This window comes from Cellulomonas denverensis (assembly GCF_012396125.1).
GTDB classification, from domain to species: Bacteria; Actinomycetota; Actinomycetes; order Actinomycetales; family Cellulomonadaceae; genus Cellulomonas; species Cellulomonas denverensis.
In genome coordinates, this window is sequence record NZ_JAAXOX010000001.1 from 457,064 (window position 1) to 473,485 (window position 16,422).

13 protein-coding genes are annotated in these 16,422 nt (G+C 72.4%); 9 read left to right on the forward strand and 4 right to left on the reverse strand.

Translation table 11 applies throughout. The features are described 5' to 3' along the window. Window positions 1-389: 389 nt before the first annotated feature. Window positions 390-2,447: an endo-1,4-beta-xylanase gene (locus HGA03_RS02035; RefSeq protein WP_168628527.1), complete on the reverse strand. Its 2,058-nt coding sequence runs from the start codon at window positions 2,445-2,447 to the stop codon at window positions 390-392. Between the two features lie 320 nt (window positions 2,448-2,767). Here HGA03_RS02035 and recQ point away from each other — a divergent pair, with 320 nt between their 5' ends. Then, the gene (recQ, locus tag HGA03_RS02040; RefSeq protein WP_239073705.1) at window positions 2,768-4,774 is read left to right on the forward strand and encodes a DNA helicase RecQ; all 2,007 of its coding nucleotides are present in this window, start codon (window positions 2,768-2,770) and stop codon (window positions 4,772-4,774) included. A 3-nt stretch (window positions 4,775-4,777) separates the two neighbouring features. Here the strand turns inward: recQ and HGA03_RS02045 are convergent, their stop codons facing one another. Together HGA03_RS02045 and mgrA are read right to left on the reverse strand one after the other, a co-directional pair. After that, window positions 4,778-5,536, reverse strand: coding sequence for an alpha/beta fold hydrolase (locus HGA03_RS02045; RefSeq protein WP_168628529.1), 759 nt, complete (start codon window positions 5,534-5,536; stop codon window positions 4,778-4,780). Beyond that, window positions 5,533-6,573 (reverse strand): L-glyceraldehyde 3-phosphate reductase, encoded by a 1,041-nt coding sequence (gene mgrA, locus HGA03_RS02050; RefSeq protein ID WP_168628530.1) that lies wholly within the window; start codon window positions 6,571-6,573, stop codon window positions 5,533-5,535. The genes HGA03_RS02045 and mgrA overlap by 4 nt, the downstream gene beginning before the upstream one ends. Window positions 6,574-6,664: 91 nt before the next feature. On the opposite strand from mgrA, the gene HGA03_RS02055 reads away from it, so the two are divergent. Together HGA03_RS02055 and HGA03_RS02060 are read left to right on the forward strand one after the other, a co-directional pair. Next, complete coding sequence (locus HGA03_RS02055) at window positions 6,665-7,126, forward strand: tRNA (cytidine(34)-2'-O)-methyltransferase (RefSeq protein WP_168628531.1); 462 nt, start codon at window positions 6,665-6,667, stop codon at window positions 7,124-7,126. Between the two features lie 120 nt (window positions 7,127-7,246). Beyond that, window positions 7,247-8,740, forward strand: a complete 1,494-nt coding sequence (locus tag HGA03_RS02060; RefSeq protein ID WP_239073706.1) for an APC family permease — start codon at window positions 7,247-7,249, stop codon at window positions 8,738-8,740. On the opposite strand, the gene HGA03_RS02065 is transcribed toward HGA03_RS02060, so the two are convergent. Further along, window positions 8,730-9,305, reverse strand: a complete 576-nt coding sequence (locus HGA03_RS02065; protein WP_168628532.1) for a PadR family transcriptional regulator — start codon at window positions 9,303-9,305, stop codon at window positions 8,730-8,732. The genes HGA03_RS02060 and HGA03_RS02065 overlap by 11 nt on opposite strands. Before the next feature lie 125 nt (window positions 9,306-9,430). Between HGA03_RS02065 and HGA03_RS02070 the strand changes: the two genes are divergently transcribed. The 6 genes from HGA03_RS02070 (at window position 9,431) to HGA03_RS02095 (ending at window position 16,417) form a co-directional block, all read left to right on the forward strand. Then, window positions 9,431-10,396, forward strand: a complete 966-nt coding sequence (locus tag HGA03_RS02070) for an ATP-binding cassette domain-containing protein (RefSeq protein WP_168628533.1) — start codon at window positions 9,431-9,433, stop codon at window positions 10,394-10,396. Further along, window positions 10,393-11,229, forward strand: coding sequence for an ABC transporter permease (locus HGA03_RS02075; RefSeq protein ID WP_168628534.1), 837 nt, complete (start codon window positions 10,393-10,395; stop codon window positions 11,227-11,229). The genes HGA03_RS02070 and HGA03_RS02075 overlap by 4 nt, the downstream gene beginning before the upstream one ends. 58 nt (window positions 11,230-11,287) lie before the next feature. Beyond that, entirely contained in the window at window positions 11,288-13,078 is a 1,791-nt protein-coding gene (locus tag HGA03_RS02080; protein WP_203767650.1) for a gamma-glutamyltransferase family protein, read from the forward strand. 636 nt (window positions 13,079-13,714) lie between these two features. Continuing rightward, a complete protein-coding gene (locus HGA03_RS02085; RefSeq protein ID WP_168628536.1) occupies window positions 13,715-14,209 on the forward strand; it encodes a MarR family winged helix-turn-helix transcriptional regulator in 495 nt (164 codons plus the stop codon). Between the two features lie 88 nt (window positions 14,210-14,297). Next, complete coding sequence (locus tag HGA03_RS02090; RefSeq protein ID WP_168628537.1) at window positions 14,298-15,875, forward strand: MFS transporter; 1,578 nt, start codon at window positions 14,298-14,300, stop codon at window positions 15,873-15,875. A gap of 83 nt (window positions 15,876-15,958) precedes the next feature. Then, window positions 15,959-16,417 (forward strand): MarR family winged helix-turn-helix transcriptional regulator, encoded by a 459-nt coding sequence (locus HGA03_RS02095; protein WP_168628538.1) that lies wholly within the window; start codon window positions 15,959-15,961, stop codon window positions 16,415-16,417. Window positions 16,418-16,422: the final 5 nt, after the last annotated feature.

Genomic DNA, 16,422 nt, shown 5'->3' on the forward strand with positions numbered 1-16,422 from the left:
GTGACGGATCGGGATGCGCCGCAGCGGGCGGCGCGGGTGCGCCGCAGGTGGGCGGCGCCGTGCTCCGCCGACGCCGGGCCGGGCTCTGCGCACCGGCCGGGCGGCCCTTCGGGGCGGCTCAGGCCTGCACGCGCAGCACGACGGGCGTCGACGGATGCCGACTACTCGCGGTGTCGTCCATCGCGTCCACCTCCTCGCCGTCGTGCTGGTCGGGCCGGTCGGCCCCGCGCCGAGTGTAGCCCTCCGACCGGCGCCGGGACCGTGACCCCCGGCACACCCCGGACCCACCGGCGACCCCGGGGCGCACCATCGCACGCCCGTCCCCCGGACAGCCGGCGATCCCGGGGCGCACCCTCCGCGCGCCCCGGGACCGCCTGACCGCGCCAGTGTCAGACCAGCCGCCGCCGGAGGACCAGCACGGTCGCACCGGCCGCGAGCAGCGCGGCCGCCAACCCGGCCGCCGCCGCGACCGAGGCACCGGTCACCGCCAGCTGCGACGGTCCGCCACCGGTCGTGGTGTCGCCCACGACTGCGCCGCCGACTCCCGGGTCCCCGACCGCCGCGGTCACGGTGACCGGGATCGTCCAGGTCGCCCCGGTCACCTCGTCCACGACCACCACGGTGTGCGCACCGGCCGGTGTCGCCTCCGGGACCCGCGCCGTGAGCGCGTAGCTGCCGTCGGCCCCGGCGGCCACGCTGGCGAGCACCGTCACCACCGAGTGCAGCTCCACCCGCACCACCCCGGCCGCGGAGGCTCCGATACCGGTGACCTGGAACTCGTCGCCGGGGGCCAGCCGGGTCGCGGACACCGTCCCGGCGAACTGCACCGGCTCCGGCTCCGGCTCCGGGCCCGGGTCGCCACCGTCATTCCGCGCGTACCAGCCCGCCGGGTCCGCGACCGCCCAGGCCGCGAGCTTCTCGGAGTAGTCCTGGTTGCGGGTGAGCGGGTTGTGGTTGCGCCGCCAGCTCTGCGCGTCGGTCAGCCCCCAGAACGTGACCCGCTCGATGCCGTCGGCGTAGGCGGTGAACACGCTGAAGAACTCCGCGTACCGCTGCGCCTGGATCTCCTCCAGCTCGGCCCGGTTGGTGATCTTGCCGACCCAGTAGGTCGCCCCGTCGCGGTAGAACAGGTCCTTGGCCGCGGGGTCGGTCAGGTCGGCGTACACCGACAGGTCGTTGTTGTTCGGCCCCTGCGGCATCCCGTCCCAGGACTCGAACACCTGCAGGTCGAGCTCGCTGATCGCCACCTCCAGGCCGGCCTCGCGGAACAGCCGGATCGAGGCCTCCAGCGACTCGGTGTCCGAGCACGCACCGGCCTGCCACTCCTCGGCGGCGGCGTCGACCAGCTCCGGCGCCAGCGACCCGGTGCAGGCGAAGGCGGGCGTCTGGTTGATGTAGTCGTGCGACTGCATGCCCATGACCTCGATCAGCAGCCGGTCGTCCTCGGGGTGCTCCGCCGCGTAGCGCGCGTTGAGCTCGGTGGCCATTGCGACCGCGGCCCGGGCCTTGCCGCTGGACTGGAACAGGTTGAAGTCGTTGTACTGCAGCTGGACCTCGGGCCCGTACTGCCGGGCGAAGACGAAGGCGTCGTAGATGAAGTCGCCCGCGGTCTCACCGGCGGCGGTGTCGGCGCCGTCGGCGTACACCTGGTACCAGTTGGAGTTGCCGCCGTTCGGGCCGCCGCGCAGGTAGTCCTGCCAGTCCTCGGTCTCCGGGTCGAACGAACCGATCCCGTCGACGAAGGCCTCGTTCACCACGTCCCAGGTCGGGATCTGGCCGGAGTAGTGGGTGAGCACCTCGCGGATGTAGCGCTCCATGTTGTCCCGGGCCTGGGCGCGGGTCCCGCCGGTGGCGCCGGAGTTGATCCGCGCCGGCGACTGCGAGTGCCAGACCAGGACGTGCCCGTGCACCCGCATCCCACGGGCGTTGGTCTCGTCGACGAAGGCGTCCGCCGTCGACCACTCGAAGGTGAAGTCCCCGTTGTCGGCGATGTTGGCGTTGGGCAGCAGTGCCTCCGGCTTCATCGCGTTCTCGGCCGTCATCACGCTGTAGTCCCGGTCGACGATCGCGGAACTCTGCGGGTCGGTGTACGTCTGCGTCCCCCAGATCGCGCCCACGTCGAACCGGTCCTGGTAGGTGTCGGCGAGGGCGGGCGCGCGGTCCCGGAACGAGGACGTGAGGTGCACGTCCCCGGCCGGCATCGTGAACTCGTCCACCCGGGCGCCGATCCAGTCGAGCTCATCGGAGGTCCAGCCGCCCCAGACGGTGGCGTCGGAGTCCGGGGTGGCCGTCAGCTGCACGGTGTCCCCGGCGCTGAACGTGGTGCTCGCGCCGACCACGCCGGCGGTGCCGTCGCCGACCACCTCGACGTGCACCTGATAGGTGTCGTCGGCCCAGGCGGGGGCGATGCCGATCCCGGTCAGTGCGACCACGAGGGCGGCCGCCACGGCGATCATCCGCCGCGCTGGTGTGCGGCCGGACGGGCCGGGTGGTGCTGCGCCGCCCGTGCGGCGATGGGGCAGGTGTCGGGCAGAGGGGTGCATGTCGCTCCATTGCGATCAGGCAGCGCGGCCGCGTGCCGCGCCGCTGGGCACGTCCCCGGCCGGGCGGACCCGGCTGCGGCTCCCGGACTGCGATGTCCGGTGGAGATCGTTGTCGATAACGGTATCGACTCTGAGTCATGGGCTACTAGACCCGTCCCACATGCCAGAACGGAGCCTGTGGACAACCGCCGAGGGGGTCGGTGCCCGCCGCTAGGGTGGACGACGTGACGCAGGCATGGGACGACGAGTGGCCGCTGCCGGACGAGCCGCCGTACGACCCGGCCGAGGAACCGCCCTACGATCCGGGCCCCGCCCAGCGCTCGGCCGCGGCACACGGCGACCCGGCCGCGCCCCGGCCGGTGCCGCACCCCGCCCACGACGCCACCACCGGCCGCTCCCCGATCGACGTGCTGCGTGAGGTCTGGGGCTACGACGACTTCCGCGGCGAGCAGGCCGCCATCGTGGACACCGTGGTCGGCGGCGGCGACGCCCTGGTCCTGATGCCCACCGGCGGCGGCAAGTCGCTGTGCTACCAGGTCCCGGCCCTGGTCCGGCCGGGCACTGGCGTGGTGATCTCCCCGCTGATCGCCCTGATGCAGGACCAGGTCGATGCCCTGTCCGCGCTCGGCGTGCGCGCCGGGTTCCTCAACTCGACCCAGGACTTCGGCCAGCGGCGCGCGGTGGAACAGGCCCTGCTGTCCGGTGAGCTCGACCTGCTCTACCTGGCGCCGGAGCGGCTGCGCGTCCCGGACACCCTGGAGCTGCTCGGCCGCGCCGCGATCAGCGTCTTCGCCATCGACGAGGCGCACTGCGTCTCCCAGTGGGGCCACGACTTCCGCCCGGACTACCTGGGCCTGTCGGTGCTGCACGAGCGCTGGCCGGAGGTCCCCCGGATCGCGCTGACCGCCACCGCCACCGCGGCGACCCGGGCCGAGATCGCCGAGCGGTTGGAGCTGACCGGGGCCCGGCACTTCGTCGCCAGCTTCGACCGGCCGAACATCCAGTACCGGATCGTGCCCAAGGACAACCCGCGCCAGCAGTTGCTCGACCTGCTGCGCACCGAGCACGCCGGGGACGCGGGCATCGTCTACTGCCTGTCCCGGGCCTCGGTGGAGCAGACCGCCGAGTTCCTCAGCGCCCAGGGCATCCCGGCGCTGCCGTACCACGCCGGGCTCGACCGGGAGCTGCGGGCCCGCAACCAGAGCCGGTTCCTGCGCGAGGACGGTCTGGTGATGGTCGCCACGATCGCGTTCGGGATGGGGATCGACAAGCCGGACGTCCGGTTCGTCGCGCACCTCGACCTGCCCAAGTCCGTCGAGGGCTACTACCAGGAGACCGGGCGGGCCGGGCGCGACGGCCTGCCGTCCACCGCCTGGCTGGCCTACGGCCTGGCGGATGTGGTGCAGCAGCGCAAGATGATCGACAGCTCCGAGGGCGACGAGCAGCACCGCCGCCGGCTCTCCCAGCACCTGGACGCGATGCTGGCACTGTGCGAGACGGTCAGCTGCCGCCGTCAGCAACTGCTCGCCTACTTCGGCCAGGAATCCGAACCGTGCGGCAACTGTGACACCTGCCTGGCGCCGCCGAGCACCTGGGACGGCACCGTGCCCGCGCAGAAGCTGCTGTCCACCATCGTCCGGCTGGAGCGTGAGCACCGGCGGCACTACGGCGCCGGGCACCTGATCGACATCCTGCGTGGCAAGCGCACCCCCCGGATCGACCAGCTCGGCCACGACCAGCTGAGCACCTTCGGCCTGGGTGCGGACCTGTCCGACGGCGAATGGCGCGGCGTGATCCGCCAGCTGCTCGCCCAGGGCATCCTCGGCGTGGACACCGACGGCTACGGCACCCTGCGGCTGACCGAGGCGAGCGCGGTCGTGCTGCGCGGCGAGCGCGAGGTGCCGCTGCGCCAGGACACCCGGGTGGCCCGGTCCACCGCCGGTGCGGCCCGCTCCCGGCGCTCGACCGCGGACCAGACCCCGTTGGACGACGCGGATGCCGACCTGTTCGAGCGGCTGCGCGCCTGGCGGGCCCGCACCGCGAAGGCGAACGGCCTGCCCGCCTACGTCGTCTTCCACGACGCGACGCTGCGGGCGATCGCCGCCGCCCGACCGGAGGACACCGCCACCCTGGGCACGATCAGCGGGGTGGGCGCGAGCAAGCTGGAACGCTACGGCGAGGACGTGCTGGCCGTGGTCGCCGGCCGCGAGCCGGCCGGGGCAGACGAGTAGCCGTCAGCCCCGGTCCGCCCGGTGCAGGGCGTCCCGGACCGCGGCCAGGAACGCTCCGGGCGCCTCGCGGCGGATGTTGTGCCCCACCCCGGGCACTGGCACGTGGGTCAGCCGGTCGCCCAGCGCCGCCCGGGCCACCTCGACCTGTGCCGGGGTCACGATCGAGCCGCGGGCGGTCTCGCCGGTGATCAGGGTGACCGGGACCCGCAGCTCGGCGGTCGCCGCGACCCAGTCCCGCTCCTGCCACTGGTGCGGCACGTCGGCGAGCCGGCGGTCGAGCCCCTGCTTGGCGGTGATCCAGCCGTCGGTCTCCGCGGCGGGCCAGCCGGCGCAGTCGGTCGCCGCGATCGCGGTCAGCTCGTCGCGGGGGCGGCCGGCCAGGCGGCGGACGGTGTCGCCGAGCCAGGCCGGCGCCCCACCGTCGTCGCCGCCGCCGGGCCAGGCCGGGTCCTCCAGGATCAGCGCGGCGACCAGGTCCGGTGCGTGCAGCGCCAGCACCTCGGCGGTCACCCCGCCCATCGAGTGCCCGAGCACGATCGCCGGGCCGATGCCACGGGCCCGCAGCTCCCGCGCGGCGTCGGCGGCCAGCGCGGTGACGGTGAACGGCTCGTCCGGCAGCGGCATCCCGCCGTGGCCGCGGGCGTTCAGGGCGATCACCGGGCGGCTGTCGCCGACCGCCTCGACCACGCTCGGCCAGCAGGCAGCCGAGTCGGTCAGGCCGTGCAACAGCACCAGGGGCAGTGGGGTGACACCGGCGGTCACCGGCGCCCGGTCCCGTCCACGGCCAGCGGCTCGATGGCGGCGAGCTCCTCGTCGGTGAGCGGATCGGCGGTCAGCGCCCGGACGTTGTCCTCCAGCTGCTCCACCGAGGACGCCCCGATGATCGCGGAGGTCACCCGCTGGTCACGCAGCACCCAGGTCAGCGCGAGCTGGGCCAGCGTCTGCCCCCGGCCCTCGGCGATCGCGTTCAGCCCGCGGGCCCGCTCCAGGTAGGTGTCGCTGATCGCGTCCGCGGTGAGGAACCGGCCCTGGGCGGCGCGGGACCCGGCCGGCACCTCGCCGGACAGGTAACGGCCGGTCAGCAGCCCCTGGGACAGCGGGGAGAACACGATCATCCCGACGCCCAGCTCGCCGACGGTGTCCAGCAGCGCCTCGGTCTCGCCCTCGGCGACCTGCTCCACGTGCCGGTTGAACATCGAGTACGACGGCTGGTGGATCAGCAGCGGGGTGCCCAGGTCGGCCAGGATGCGCGCCGCCTCGCGGGTGGCGGACGGGCTGTAGTTGGAGATGCCCGCGTACAGCGCCTTGCCGCTGGTGACGGCGGTGTGCAGCGCGCCCATCGTCTCCGCCAGCGGCACGCTGAGGTCCGGGCGGTGGGAGTAGAAGATGTCCACGTAGTCCAGCCCAGTGCGGGCCAGCGACTGGTCCAGGCTGGCCAGCAGGTACTTGCGCGACCCACCATCCCCGTAGGGACCGGGCCACATGTCGTAGCCCGCCTTGGAGGAGATCACCAGCTCGTCGCGGTACGGCCGGAAGTCCTGCGCCAGGTGCCGGCCGAAGTTGGTCTCCGCCGAGCCGTAGGGCGGGCCGTAGTTGTTCGCCAGGTCGAAGTGCGTGATCCCGAGGTCGAACGCCCGGCGCAGCACGGCGCGCTGGGTCTCCATCGGGTTCACGTCGCCGAAGTTGTGCCACAGGCCGAGCGACAGGGCCGGCAGATCCAGGCCGGAGCGGCCGGTGCGGCGGTAGGGCATCGACTCGTACCGGTCGTCGGCGGCACGGTACGGGGGGAGAACGGGCATCGTCGGCCTTCCTCGGACGGGGTGGGTGCAGCTCGATGATCCCACCTTTCACCCGGCACCTAGCGCGGGCACCGGGTGGCAGACTCCTCGCGTGCTGCACGTCGTCTTCTTCGAACCCCGGATCCCCGGCAACACCGGCAACGCGATCCGGCTGGCCGCGGCCACCGGGGCGACCCTGCACCTGGTGGAGCCGCTGGGCTTCGTGATGGACGAGCCGCGCCTGAAGCGGGCCGGGCTGGACTACCACGACCTGGCGAACACCGTCGTGCACCCGGATCTGGAGCATGCCCTCGCCGCGCTGCCCGGCCGGGTGTTCGCCTTCACCACGCACACCGACCAGGGCTACACCGGGGTGGACTACCAGGACGGGGACGCGCTGCTGTTCGGGCCGGAGCCGACCGGCCTGCCGCCGGAGGTCCTGGCGCACCCGCGGGTGACCGGTCTGCTGCGGATCCCGATGCTGCCCGGCCGCCGCTCACTGAACCTCACGAACTCCGCCTCGATCGCGTTGTACGAGGCCTGGCGGCAGCTCGGCTTCCCGGATGGGGTCTGACCACCACTCAATACCGGCCGGTTCACCACCTCATGACCGCTCACATCGCGGACATCGGGATGCGCCGACCCCTCAGGGACGGAATGCTCGGTCGCCGTTGCCGACCAAAGGGGTCCCACCGTGGCCATCAACCGCAGCATCCTGCGCCGTAAGTCCGTCGAGGAGACCGTCGCGACCTCCGAGGACCCGGAACGCTCACTGCGCCGTGACCTGACCGCCTGGGACCTGGCGGTGCTCGGGGTCGCGGTGGCGGTCGGCGCGGGCATCTTCTCGGTGGGGGCGACGGCGGCGGCGAACTACGCCGGACCGGGCGTGATCCTCTCGTTCATCATCGCCTCGGTCGTCTGTGCGCTGGCGATCATGTGTTACGCCGAGTTCGCCTCCACGCTGCCGGTCGCCGGGTCGGCCTACACCTTCAGCTACGCCACGATGGGCGAGTTCGTGGCCTGGATCATCGGCTGGGACCTGATCCTGGAGATGCTGCTGGCCGCGGCGGTGATCGCGAAGTTCTGGGGCGTGTACCTGTCGGACGCCTTCGGGCTGTTCGGCGTGAACGTGCCGACCACGCTGCACCTGGGGCCGGTGGACCTGGAGTGGGGGCCGGTGCTGGTGGTCGGGGTGTTCACCACCCTGCTGGCGGTGGGCACCAAGCTCAGCACCCGGGTGAACAGCATCTTCACCATCCTCAAGGTCGGCATCACGCTGTTCGTGATCGTCGCCGGGTTCTTCTACGTGAAGGCGGAGAACTACAGCCCGTTCATCCCGCCGTCGGAGCCGGCCGCCTCGGACTCCAGCCTGCACCAGTCGCTGTTCGCGTTCCTGTCCGGGCTGGAGCCGTCGACATACGGCATCGTCGGCATCCTGTCCGGTGCGGCGCTGGTGTTCTTCGCCTTCATCGGCTTCGACGTGGTCGCCACCACCGCGGAGGAGACCAAGAATCCGCAGAAGGCGCTGCCGCGCGGCATCCTCGGCGGTCTGGCGATCGTCACCGTGTTGTACGTGCTGGTCACGATCGTGGTGACCGGGATGGTGCCGTACACCGCGCTGGCGGAGTCGGAGAGCCCGTCGCTGACCACGGCCTTCGCGCTGGTCGGCGCGGACTGGGCGGGCAAGGTGATCTCGGTCGGCATCCTGGTCGGCCTGACCTCGGTGATCATGGTGCTGCTGCTCGGCCTGACCCGGATCGTGTTCTCGATGAGCCGGGACGGCCTGCTGCCGCGCGCGGTCTCGCGTACCTCGCCCCGGTTCCGCACCCCGGCCCGGTTGCAGATCATCTGCGGCATCGCGGTGGCGCTGATCGCCGGGCTGGCCAAGGTCGAGCTGCTGGAGGAGATGATCAACATCGGCACGCTGTCGGCCTTCGTCCTGGTCAGCTTCGGCATCCCGATCCTGCGCCGCACCCGGCCGGACCTGGCCCGCGGCTTCCGGGTGCCGTGGTCGCCGGTGCTGCCGATCATCTCCGGCCTGGCCTGCCTGTGGCTGATGAGCAACCTGACCGTGACCACCTGGCTGCGGTTCCTGGCCTGGCTGGCGGTCGGGATCGCGATCTACGCGCTGTACTCCTACCGGCACTCCCGGCTGCACCGGGCGCCGGCCGAGGCGGTCACGGAGTGAGGTCGTCGTCCACCCGGCGGCGCAGGTCGGCGACGATCCGCTCCTCGGCGTCGTAGTAGGCCAGCCCCCAGTCGGCGACCATCGCCGGGTAGCGGACCTCCTCCCGGTCGCCGAGCATCGCCCGGACCTGCTCCAGGTCCCGGCGCCGGTCGGCCAGCGCGGCGACGTAGTCGTCGAGCATCCCGCGCACGGTCGCCGGGTCGCTGAGGTGCCCCATCAGCAGCCGGAGCGCGACCGGGTGTTTGAGCACCGGGAAGTCGGCGGGCGTCTCGGCCAGCCAGCGGCGCAGCACCTGCTCGCCGGTGTCGGTGATCACGTAGCGGGTGCCGCGGCTGCCGGCCTCCTCGACGGCGCGGACGTACCCGGCGCCGACCAGTCGTTCCACCTCGGAGTACACCTGGCTCATCGCCGGGGCGACCCAGTAGTAGCGCAGGGTGCGATCGGCGCGCTGTTTGAGTTCGTAGGCGGTCACCGCGGTGTCGGTCCGGCCGGCGAACATCAGCAGGCCGAGCAGGGCGTACGCGGTCGGGTTGAGCGGTTCCGCGAAATCCCTTGCCGACGTCACGGCGCCAACCTACGCTGATCGTCGTATTCCTACTAGGAATAGCAGCCGCGGGGGGAGCGTCCCCCAGTCCTCGCGCCCCTCGCCGGCGCCGAGCTCCAGCCGTGTCGCACCACCCTGGAGGACCCATGACCATCGCGATCGAGACCGAGGGGCTGGTCAAGCTCTTCGGCACCACCCGCGCCGTGGACGGCATCGACCTCACGGTCGCCGCCGGCGGCGTGCACGGCTTCCTCGGCCCGAACGGCGCCGGGAAGACCACCACCATCCGGATGCTGGCCACCCTGCTGCGGCCGGACGCCGGCTCCGCCCGGGTGCTCGGCCACGACGTGGTGGCCGAGGCAGACCAGGTGCGGAGCAAGGTCGCCCTGACCGGGCAGTTCGCCTCGGTGGACGAGGACCTGACCGGGATCGAGAACCTGATCCTGATCTCCCGGCTGTACGGCTACAGCCGTCCGGGCGCCCGGGCCCGCGCGGAGGAACTGCTGGCCGCCTTCGGCCTGACCGACGCCGCCGACCGGCAGGTGAAGAAGTACTCCGGCGGGATGCGGCGCCGGATCGACATCGCCGCCAGCATCGTGCTCACCCCGGAGCTGATCTTCCTGGACGAGCCGACCACCGGTCTGGACCCGCGCAGCCGCAACCAGGTCTGGGACATCGTCCGGGCGATGGTGCAGGCCGGGACCACCGTGCTGCTGACCACCCAGTACCTGGACGAGGCGGACCAGCTCGCCGACCGGATCAGCGTGATCGACGCCGGCCGGGTGATCGCCGAGGGCACCCCGGGCCAGCTCAAGGCCTCGGTCGGTGCCAGCGCCCTGCACATCCGGCTGCTCAATCCGGACGACCGCCCCCGGGCCCGCGAGGTGCTGCGCCCGCTGCTGGGCGAGGCGATCACCGACGAGGCCGACCCCGCCGCGCTGTCGGCCGCGGTCGACTCCTCCGCCCCGGCGATGCGGGCGATCGCCGCGCTGGAGCAGACCGATGTGCCGATCGCGCAGTTCTCGCTCGGCCAGCCGACCCTGGACGAGGTCTTCCTCGCCCTGACCGGCAGCCCGGCCGAGGAGACCCCGGACGAGGAGGCGGTGGCATGAGCGTCGAGGAGACCACCGTCGCGGACCGGGACACCACCGTCGCCGCGGTCCGTGCCGCGCTGGGCACCGGATCGCGACCGGCCCGGCCATCCGGGCTGCGCACCTCGCTGACCTTCGGTTGGCGGGCGCTGCTCAAGATCAAGCACGTGCCGGAGCAGCTGTTCGACGTCACCGCGTTCCCGGTGATGATGACGCTGCTGTTCACCTACCTGTTCGGCGGTGCGATCGCCGGCAGCGTGGACGACTACATCCAGTTCCTGCTGCCGGGGATCCTGGTGCAGGGCGTCATCATGATCACGATGTACACCGGCGTCACGCTGAACACCGACATCCAGAAGGGCGTCTTCGACCGGTTCCGCTCGTTGCCGATCTGGCGGCCGTCCGCCCTGGTCGGGATGCTGCTCGGCGACGCGGTGCGGTTCACCATCTCCTGCACCGTGGTCCTGCTGCTCGGGCTGGCGATCGGCTTCCGCCCGGAGAACTGGCTCGGGGTGCCCGCCGGGGTCGGACTGCTGCTGCTGTTCGCCTTCGCCTTCGGCTGGATCTGGACCTTCCTGGCACTCATCCTGCGCACGCCGAACTCGGTGATGGGGGTGAGCATGATGGTGATCACGCCGGTGACCTTCGGCTCGAACATCTTTGTCGACCCCTCGACCATGCCCGGCTGGTTGCAGGCCTTCGTCAACGTCAACCCGGTGTCCGACCTGGTCACGGCGGTGCGCGGGCTGATGAACGATGTGCCGGTGGGCAACGAGGTGCTGTCCGTTCTGGCGTGGAGCGCCGGGCTGATCGCGGTGTTCGGCCCACTCACCATGCGCCGGTACGCCCGCTGACCACGACTACGGTGGCCGGGTGTTCACCACGCGCCCGGAACTCGTCGGCACCCACGGCATGGTCGGTTCGACCCACTGGCTGGCCAGTGCGGCCGGCATGCGGATCCTGGAACAGGGCGGCAACGCCTTCGACGCGGCGGTGGCCGCCGGGTTCACGTTGCAGGTGGTCGAACCACACCTGAACGGGCCCGGCGGCGACGCCCCGCTGATCGGGCACCGAGCCGCCGACGATCACACCTTCGTGCTGTGTGGCCAGGGACCGGCACCGGCCGCCGCCACCATCGAGGCCTACACCGCCCTCGGGCTGACCGAGATCCCCGGCACCGGGCACCTGGCCGCCGTGGTGCCCGGCGCGGTCGGGGCCTGGCTGGACCTGCTGGCCCGGTACGGCACCCTGCCGCTGGCCGACGTGCTGAGCCCGGCGATCGGCTACGCCGAGGACGGCTACCCGCTGGTGCCCGCCGCCGTGCGCACCATCGGCACGGTCAGGCAGCTGTTCACCGAGCACTGGCCGACCTCCGCCGAGGTCTACCTGCCGCACGGCGAGCTGCCCGAGCCCGGCGCCCGGTTCCGCAACCCGGCACTGGCCGCGACCTACCGCCGGCTGCTGGCGGAGGCGACCGCCGCCGGGCCGGACCGGCTGGCGCAGATCGAGGCCGCCCACCGGGCGTTCTACGCCGGGTTCGTCGCCGAGGCGATGGCGGACTTCGTGCGGACCCCGGTGCGGGACTCCTCCGGAGCGGACCACACCGGGCTGCTCACCGCCGACGACCTGGCCGGCTGGCGGCCCACCGAGGAGCCGACCGCCGCGGTCGACTTCGCCGGGGTGCGGGTGCACAAGACCGCCGCCTGGGGCCAGGGCCCGGTGCTGTTGCAGCAGCTGCAGATGCTGGCCGCCCTGAACGTCGCCGATGCCGAACCCGGCTCGGTGGAGCTGGTGCACACCGCGATCGAGGTGGCCAAGCTCGCCTTCGCCGACCGGGAGGCCTGGTACGGCGACGACGGCAGCACCCCGCTGGACGACCTGCTCGACCCGGCCTATGCCGCCGCCCGGGCGACCCTGGTCGGGCACACCGCCGCCGACGGCCTGCGACCCGGCTCCCCCGGTGGCCGCACCCCGCGACTGGCCGGGGTGTTCGGCAGCCCGGTGGACGGGATCTGGCCCGGCCGGTTCCAGGGTGAGGCCGGAGTGGCCGGCGGCGGCGAGCCGACCCGGGGGCCCAGCGGCCCGGAGGCGATGCGGATCGAGACCACCGGCGAGACCCGCGGCGACACCTGCCACGTGGACGTGGTGGACCGCTGGGGCAACCGGGTCTCCGCCACCCCCTCCGGCGGCTGGTTGCAGTCCTCCCCCGTCGTGCCCGGACTGGGCTTCGGCCTGCCGACTCGGGCGCAGATGTTCTGGCTGGAACCCGGGCTGCCCGCCTCCCTGGCGCCCGGTCGCCGTCCGCGCACCACGCTCAGCCCGGCGATGGTGCTCCGCGAGGACGGCAGCGGCTTCGCCTTCGGCACCCCCGGCGGCGACCAGCAGGACCAGTGGACGATCCCGTTCCTGCTGCACCACCTGCTCTGGGGTGCGGACCTGCAGGCGGCGATCGACGCACCGAACTGGCACTCCACCCACGTGCCGTCGTCCTTCCACCCCCGAGTCAGCGAGCGCCTGGGCGTCGAGGCGGAGAGCCGGCTGGGCGCGGCGGTGCTCGACGGGCTGCGCGAGCGGGGACACGCGGTGCGGGACGCCGGGGACTGGACGCTCGGCCGAGTCAGCGCCGCCGGCGTGCGGGCCGACGGCCTGCTGCACGCCGCGGCGAACCCGCGCGGGATGCAGGGCTACGCCGCCGGCCGCTGAGCCGCGGACCGGGCCGCCCCGCGGCGACCCAGGGGCCCGAGTTCGTCACTCCCGCCTCGACATCGTCAACCGCGCCACCGCACTCGCGACCGATGCACCGCACTCGGGTGCAGCGCCGCCCGGGGGTCGCGAGTTCGTCACTCCCGCTCCGACGTCGTCAGCCGCGCTACCGCACTCACGACCGACGCACCGCACTCGGGTGCAGCGCCACCCCGGAGATCGCGAGTTCGGCACTCCCGCCTCGACATCGTCAGCCGCGCCACCGCACTCACGACCGACGCCCCGCACTCGGGTGCAGCACCACCCCGGGCGCCCGAGCTCGGCACTCCCGATCCGACACCGGCGGTGACGCCACCGCGCCCACGACCGACGACCGGCACTCGGGTGCAACGCTGCCCGTAGGCCACGAGTTCGGCACTCCCGCCTCGACACCGCACTCGCGACCGATGCACCGCACTCGGGGTGGAGCAACGCGGGCGGGTCGCCGGGCCGGGGACCGTGCCGCGCGGGGGCGAGGATCGGGCGGGTCGCCAGGCCGCGCGGGGCGGGGGTGCGGCGCACGTCACACCCTCGACAGTTGCCTTCTGCAACCATGCGACGTAAGTTGCCTGCTGCAACCAAGAGAGAAGGCAGCCCGTGACCACCGATTCCGCCCGCGTCCTGATCGACTCGATCAGCCGCCTGTCCCGCGTCCAGCGCGAGGTCGGGGAGAAGCTGGCACGGGAACTCGACTGCCCCCGCGCCGGACTCGGCGTGCTCTGGCTGCTGGAGAAGCGTGGCGAACTGACCATCGGCGACCTGGCCACCCACCTGCGGGTGGACATCTCGGTCGCCAGCCGCCAGACCACCGCGCTGGTCGAGGCCGGCTACGCCGAACGCACCCGGCCCAGCGCCCCGGGCACCGACCACCGGGTGCGCACGGTGCGGCTGAGCGAGCAGGGCCGGGTGTTCACCGCCCAGACCCGGGTCCGGCTGGACGCACTGCTGGCCGAGACCTTCGCCGGCTGGACGGCCGAGCAGATCCGCGCCGCCGCCGCCCAGATCAACCAGATCGCCGACGCCGTCGGCGCGATCACCGAGCATGCCGCGCCGGAGCCGGACACCCCGCTCCCCGCGCTGGCCACCGCCTGACCGTCACTGAACAGGCGGACCGCACCGCCCCCTCCCCTTCCCGACGACGGCGCCGGGTTCCACCCTCACGAACCGAAAGCCGAGACGCATGACCGACACCCCGATGGCGGCCTCGCCCGCCCCCATGACGCACCGGCAGGTGCTGGAGTCACTCTCCGGCATCCTGCTCGGCATGTTCGTGTCCGTGCTGGCCACGAGCGTGGTCTCCAGCTCGCTGCCCAAGATCGTCAGCGACCTGAACGGCTCGCAGCACTCCTACACCTGGGTGGTCACCGCCACCCTGCTGACCACCACGATCACCACCCCGATCTGGGGCAAGCTCGCCGACCTGATGGATCGCAAGCTGCTGATCCAGATCGCGCTGATCATCTCCGTGGTGTCCTCCGCCGCCGCCGGGTTCGCGCACACCGTCGGCTTCCTGATCGGCGCCCGCGCGTTCCAGGGCATCGGCGCCGGTGGTCTGACCGCGCTGGCGACCATCCTGATGTCCGACATCCTCAGCCCCCGCGAGCGCGGCAAGTACATGGGCCTGATGGGCGGCATCATGGGCATCGGCATGGTCGGTGGCCCGCTGCTCGGCGGTGTGATCACCGACAGCCTGGGCTGGCGGTACAACTTCTTCGTCGGGCTGCCGTTCGCGGTGGCCGCGATCATCGTCCTGCAGATCACGCTGAAGCTGCCCGCGATGGTCCGCAAGGTGGTCAAGATCGACTACCTGGGCGCCGTGCTGATCAGCGCCGGCATCGCCTGCCTGCTGCTCTGGGTCACCTTCGCCGGCAGCAGCTTCGAGTGGCTGTCCTGGCAGACCTGGGCCATGACCGGTGGCTCCCTGGTGCTGCTGGCCCTGGCGGTGTGGGTGGAGTCCCGGGCCGCCGACCCGATCATCCCGCTGAACCTGTTCAAGAACCGCACGCTGGTGCTCTCCGTGGTCGCCTCGGTGGCGGTCGGCGTCGCGATGTTCGGCACCTCGGTGTTCCTGAGCCAGTACATGCAGGTCGCCCGCGGCAAGACCCCGACCCAGTCCGGTCTGCTGACCATCCCGATGATCCTGGGTGTGTTCCTGTCCTCGACCCTGAGCGGTCGCCGGATCACCAAGACCGGGCACTACAAGAAGTTCATGATCGCCGGTGCCGCGGTGCTCACCGTCGGCCTGGTGCTGATGGGCACGATCCACTACGACACCAGCTTCGTGCTGGTCAGCCTGTACATGTTCATCCTGGGCTCCGGCGTCGGCATGCTGATGCAGAACCTGGTGCTGGCGGTGCAGAACACCCTGGCAGTGGACGAGATCGGCTCCGGCACCGCGACCGTGGCGTTCTTCCGGACCCTCGGTGGTGCGATCGGCGTCAGCGCGCTGGGTGCGGTGCTGTCCTCGCGGATCACCACGCTGATCATGGACGGCCTGAGCGCCATCGGCATCGACCCGAGCGCCCTGGGCGGCGGCAGCAGCTCCGTCCCGGACGTGTCCACCATGCAGGAGCCGATCAAGACGATCGTGGAGTCCTCCTACGGTGACGCGATCGCCGAGCTGTTCCTGGTCGCCGCGCCGCTGGGTGTGGTCGCCCTGATCGCGGTGATCTTCCTCAAGGAGGTCCCGCTGGGGAACCGCTCCGGCCTGGAGCAGCGCGCCGCGGTGATGGACGAACTGGAGTCGGTCGAGGCCTGACCGCTCACCGGCGCCGTCACTGCCCCCGTCCGGACACCCGGGCGGGGGCAGTGCCATGTCCGCCGGTGGGGAAGAATGACGACATGGACGCCCTGGACCCGCTGGCCCGGATCGAGGCCGAGCTCGGCCTGCTGCTGCGCCGGGCCCGGTCCCAGTCCGAGCGCCTGGCCCGGCAGGTGCACCCCGAGTTGGAGCCGTCCGCCTACCTGCTGCTGGTCCGGATCGCGCAGTCGCCCGGCATCCGCGCCGGGGAGCTCGCCCGGCTGATCGGGGTCGGCCGCGGCACGATGTCCCGCCAGCTGGCCCGGATCGAACAACTCGGCCTGATCGAGCGCGAGGCGGACCCGCACGACTCCCGCGGCCAGCTGCTCCGGTTGACCGCCGTCGGCGAGGAGCAGATGGCCCGGGCGCGACAGGCCCGGCGCGAGTACCTGGCCGCGGCGCTCACCGAGTGGGGCGACGACGACCGCGGGGTGCTGGCCGACCAGCTCGCCCGGCTGAACCAGGACCTGGCGATCCACCGGCCCGCCGACGACGCCTGACCCCC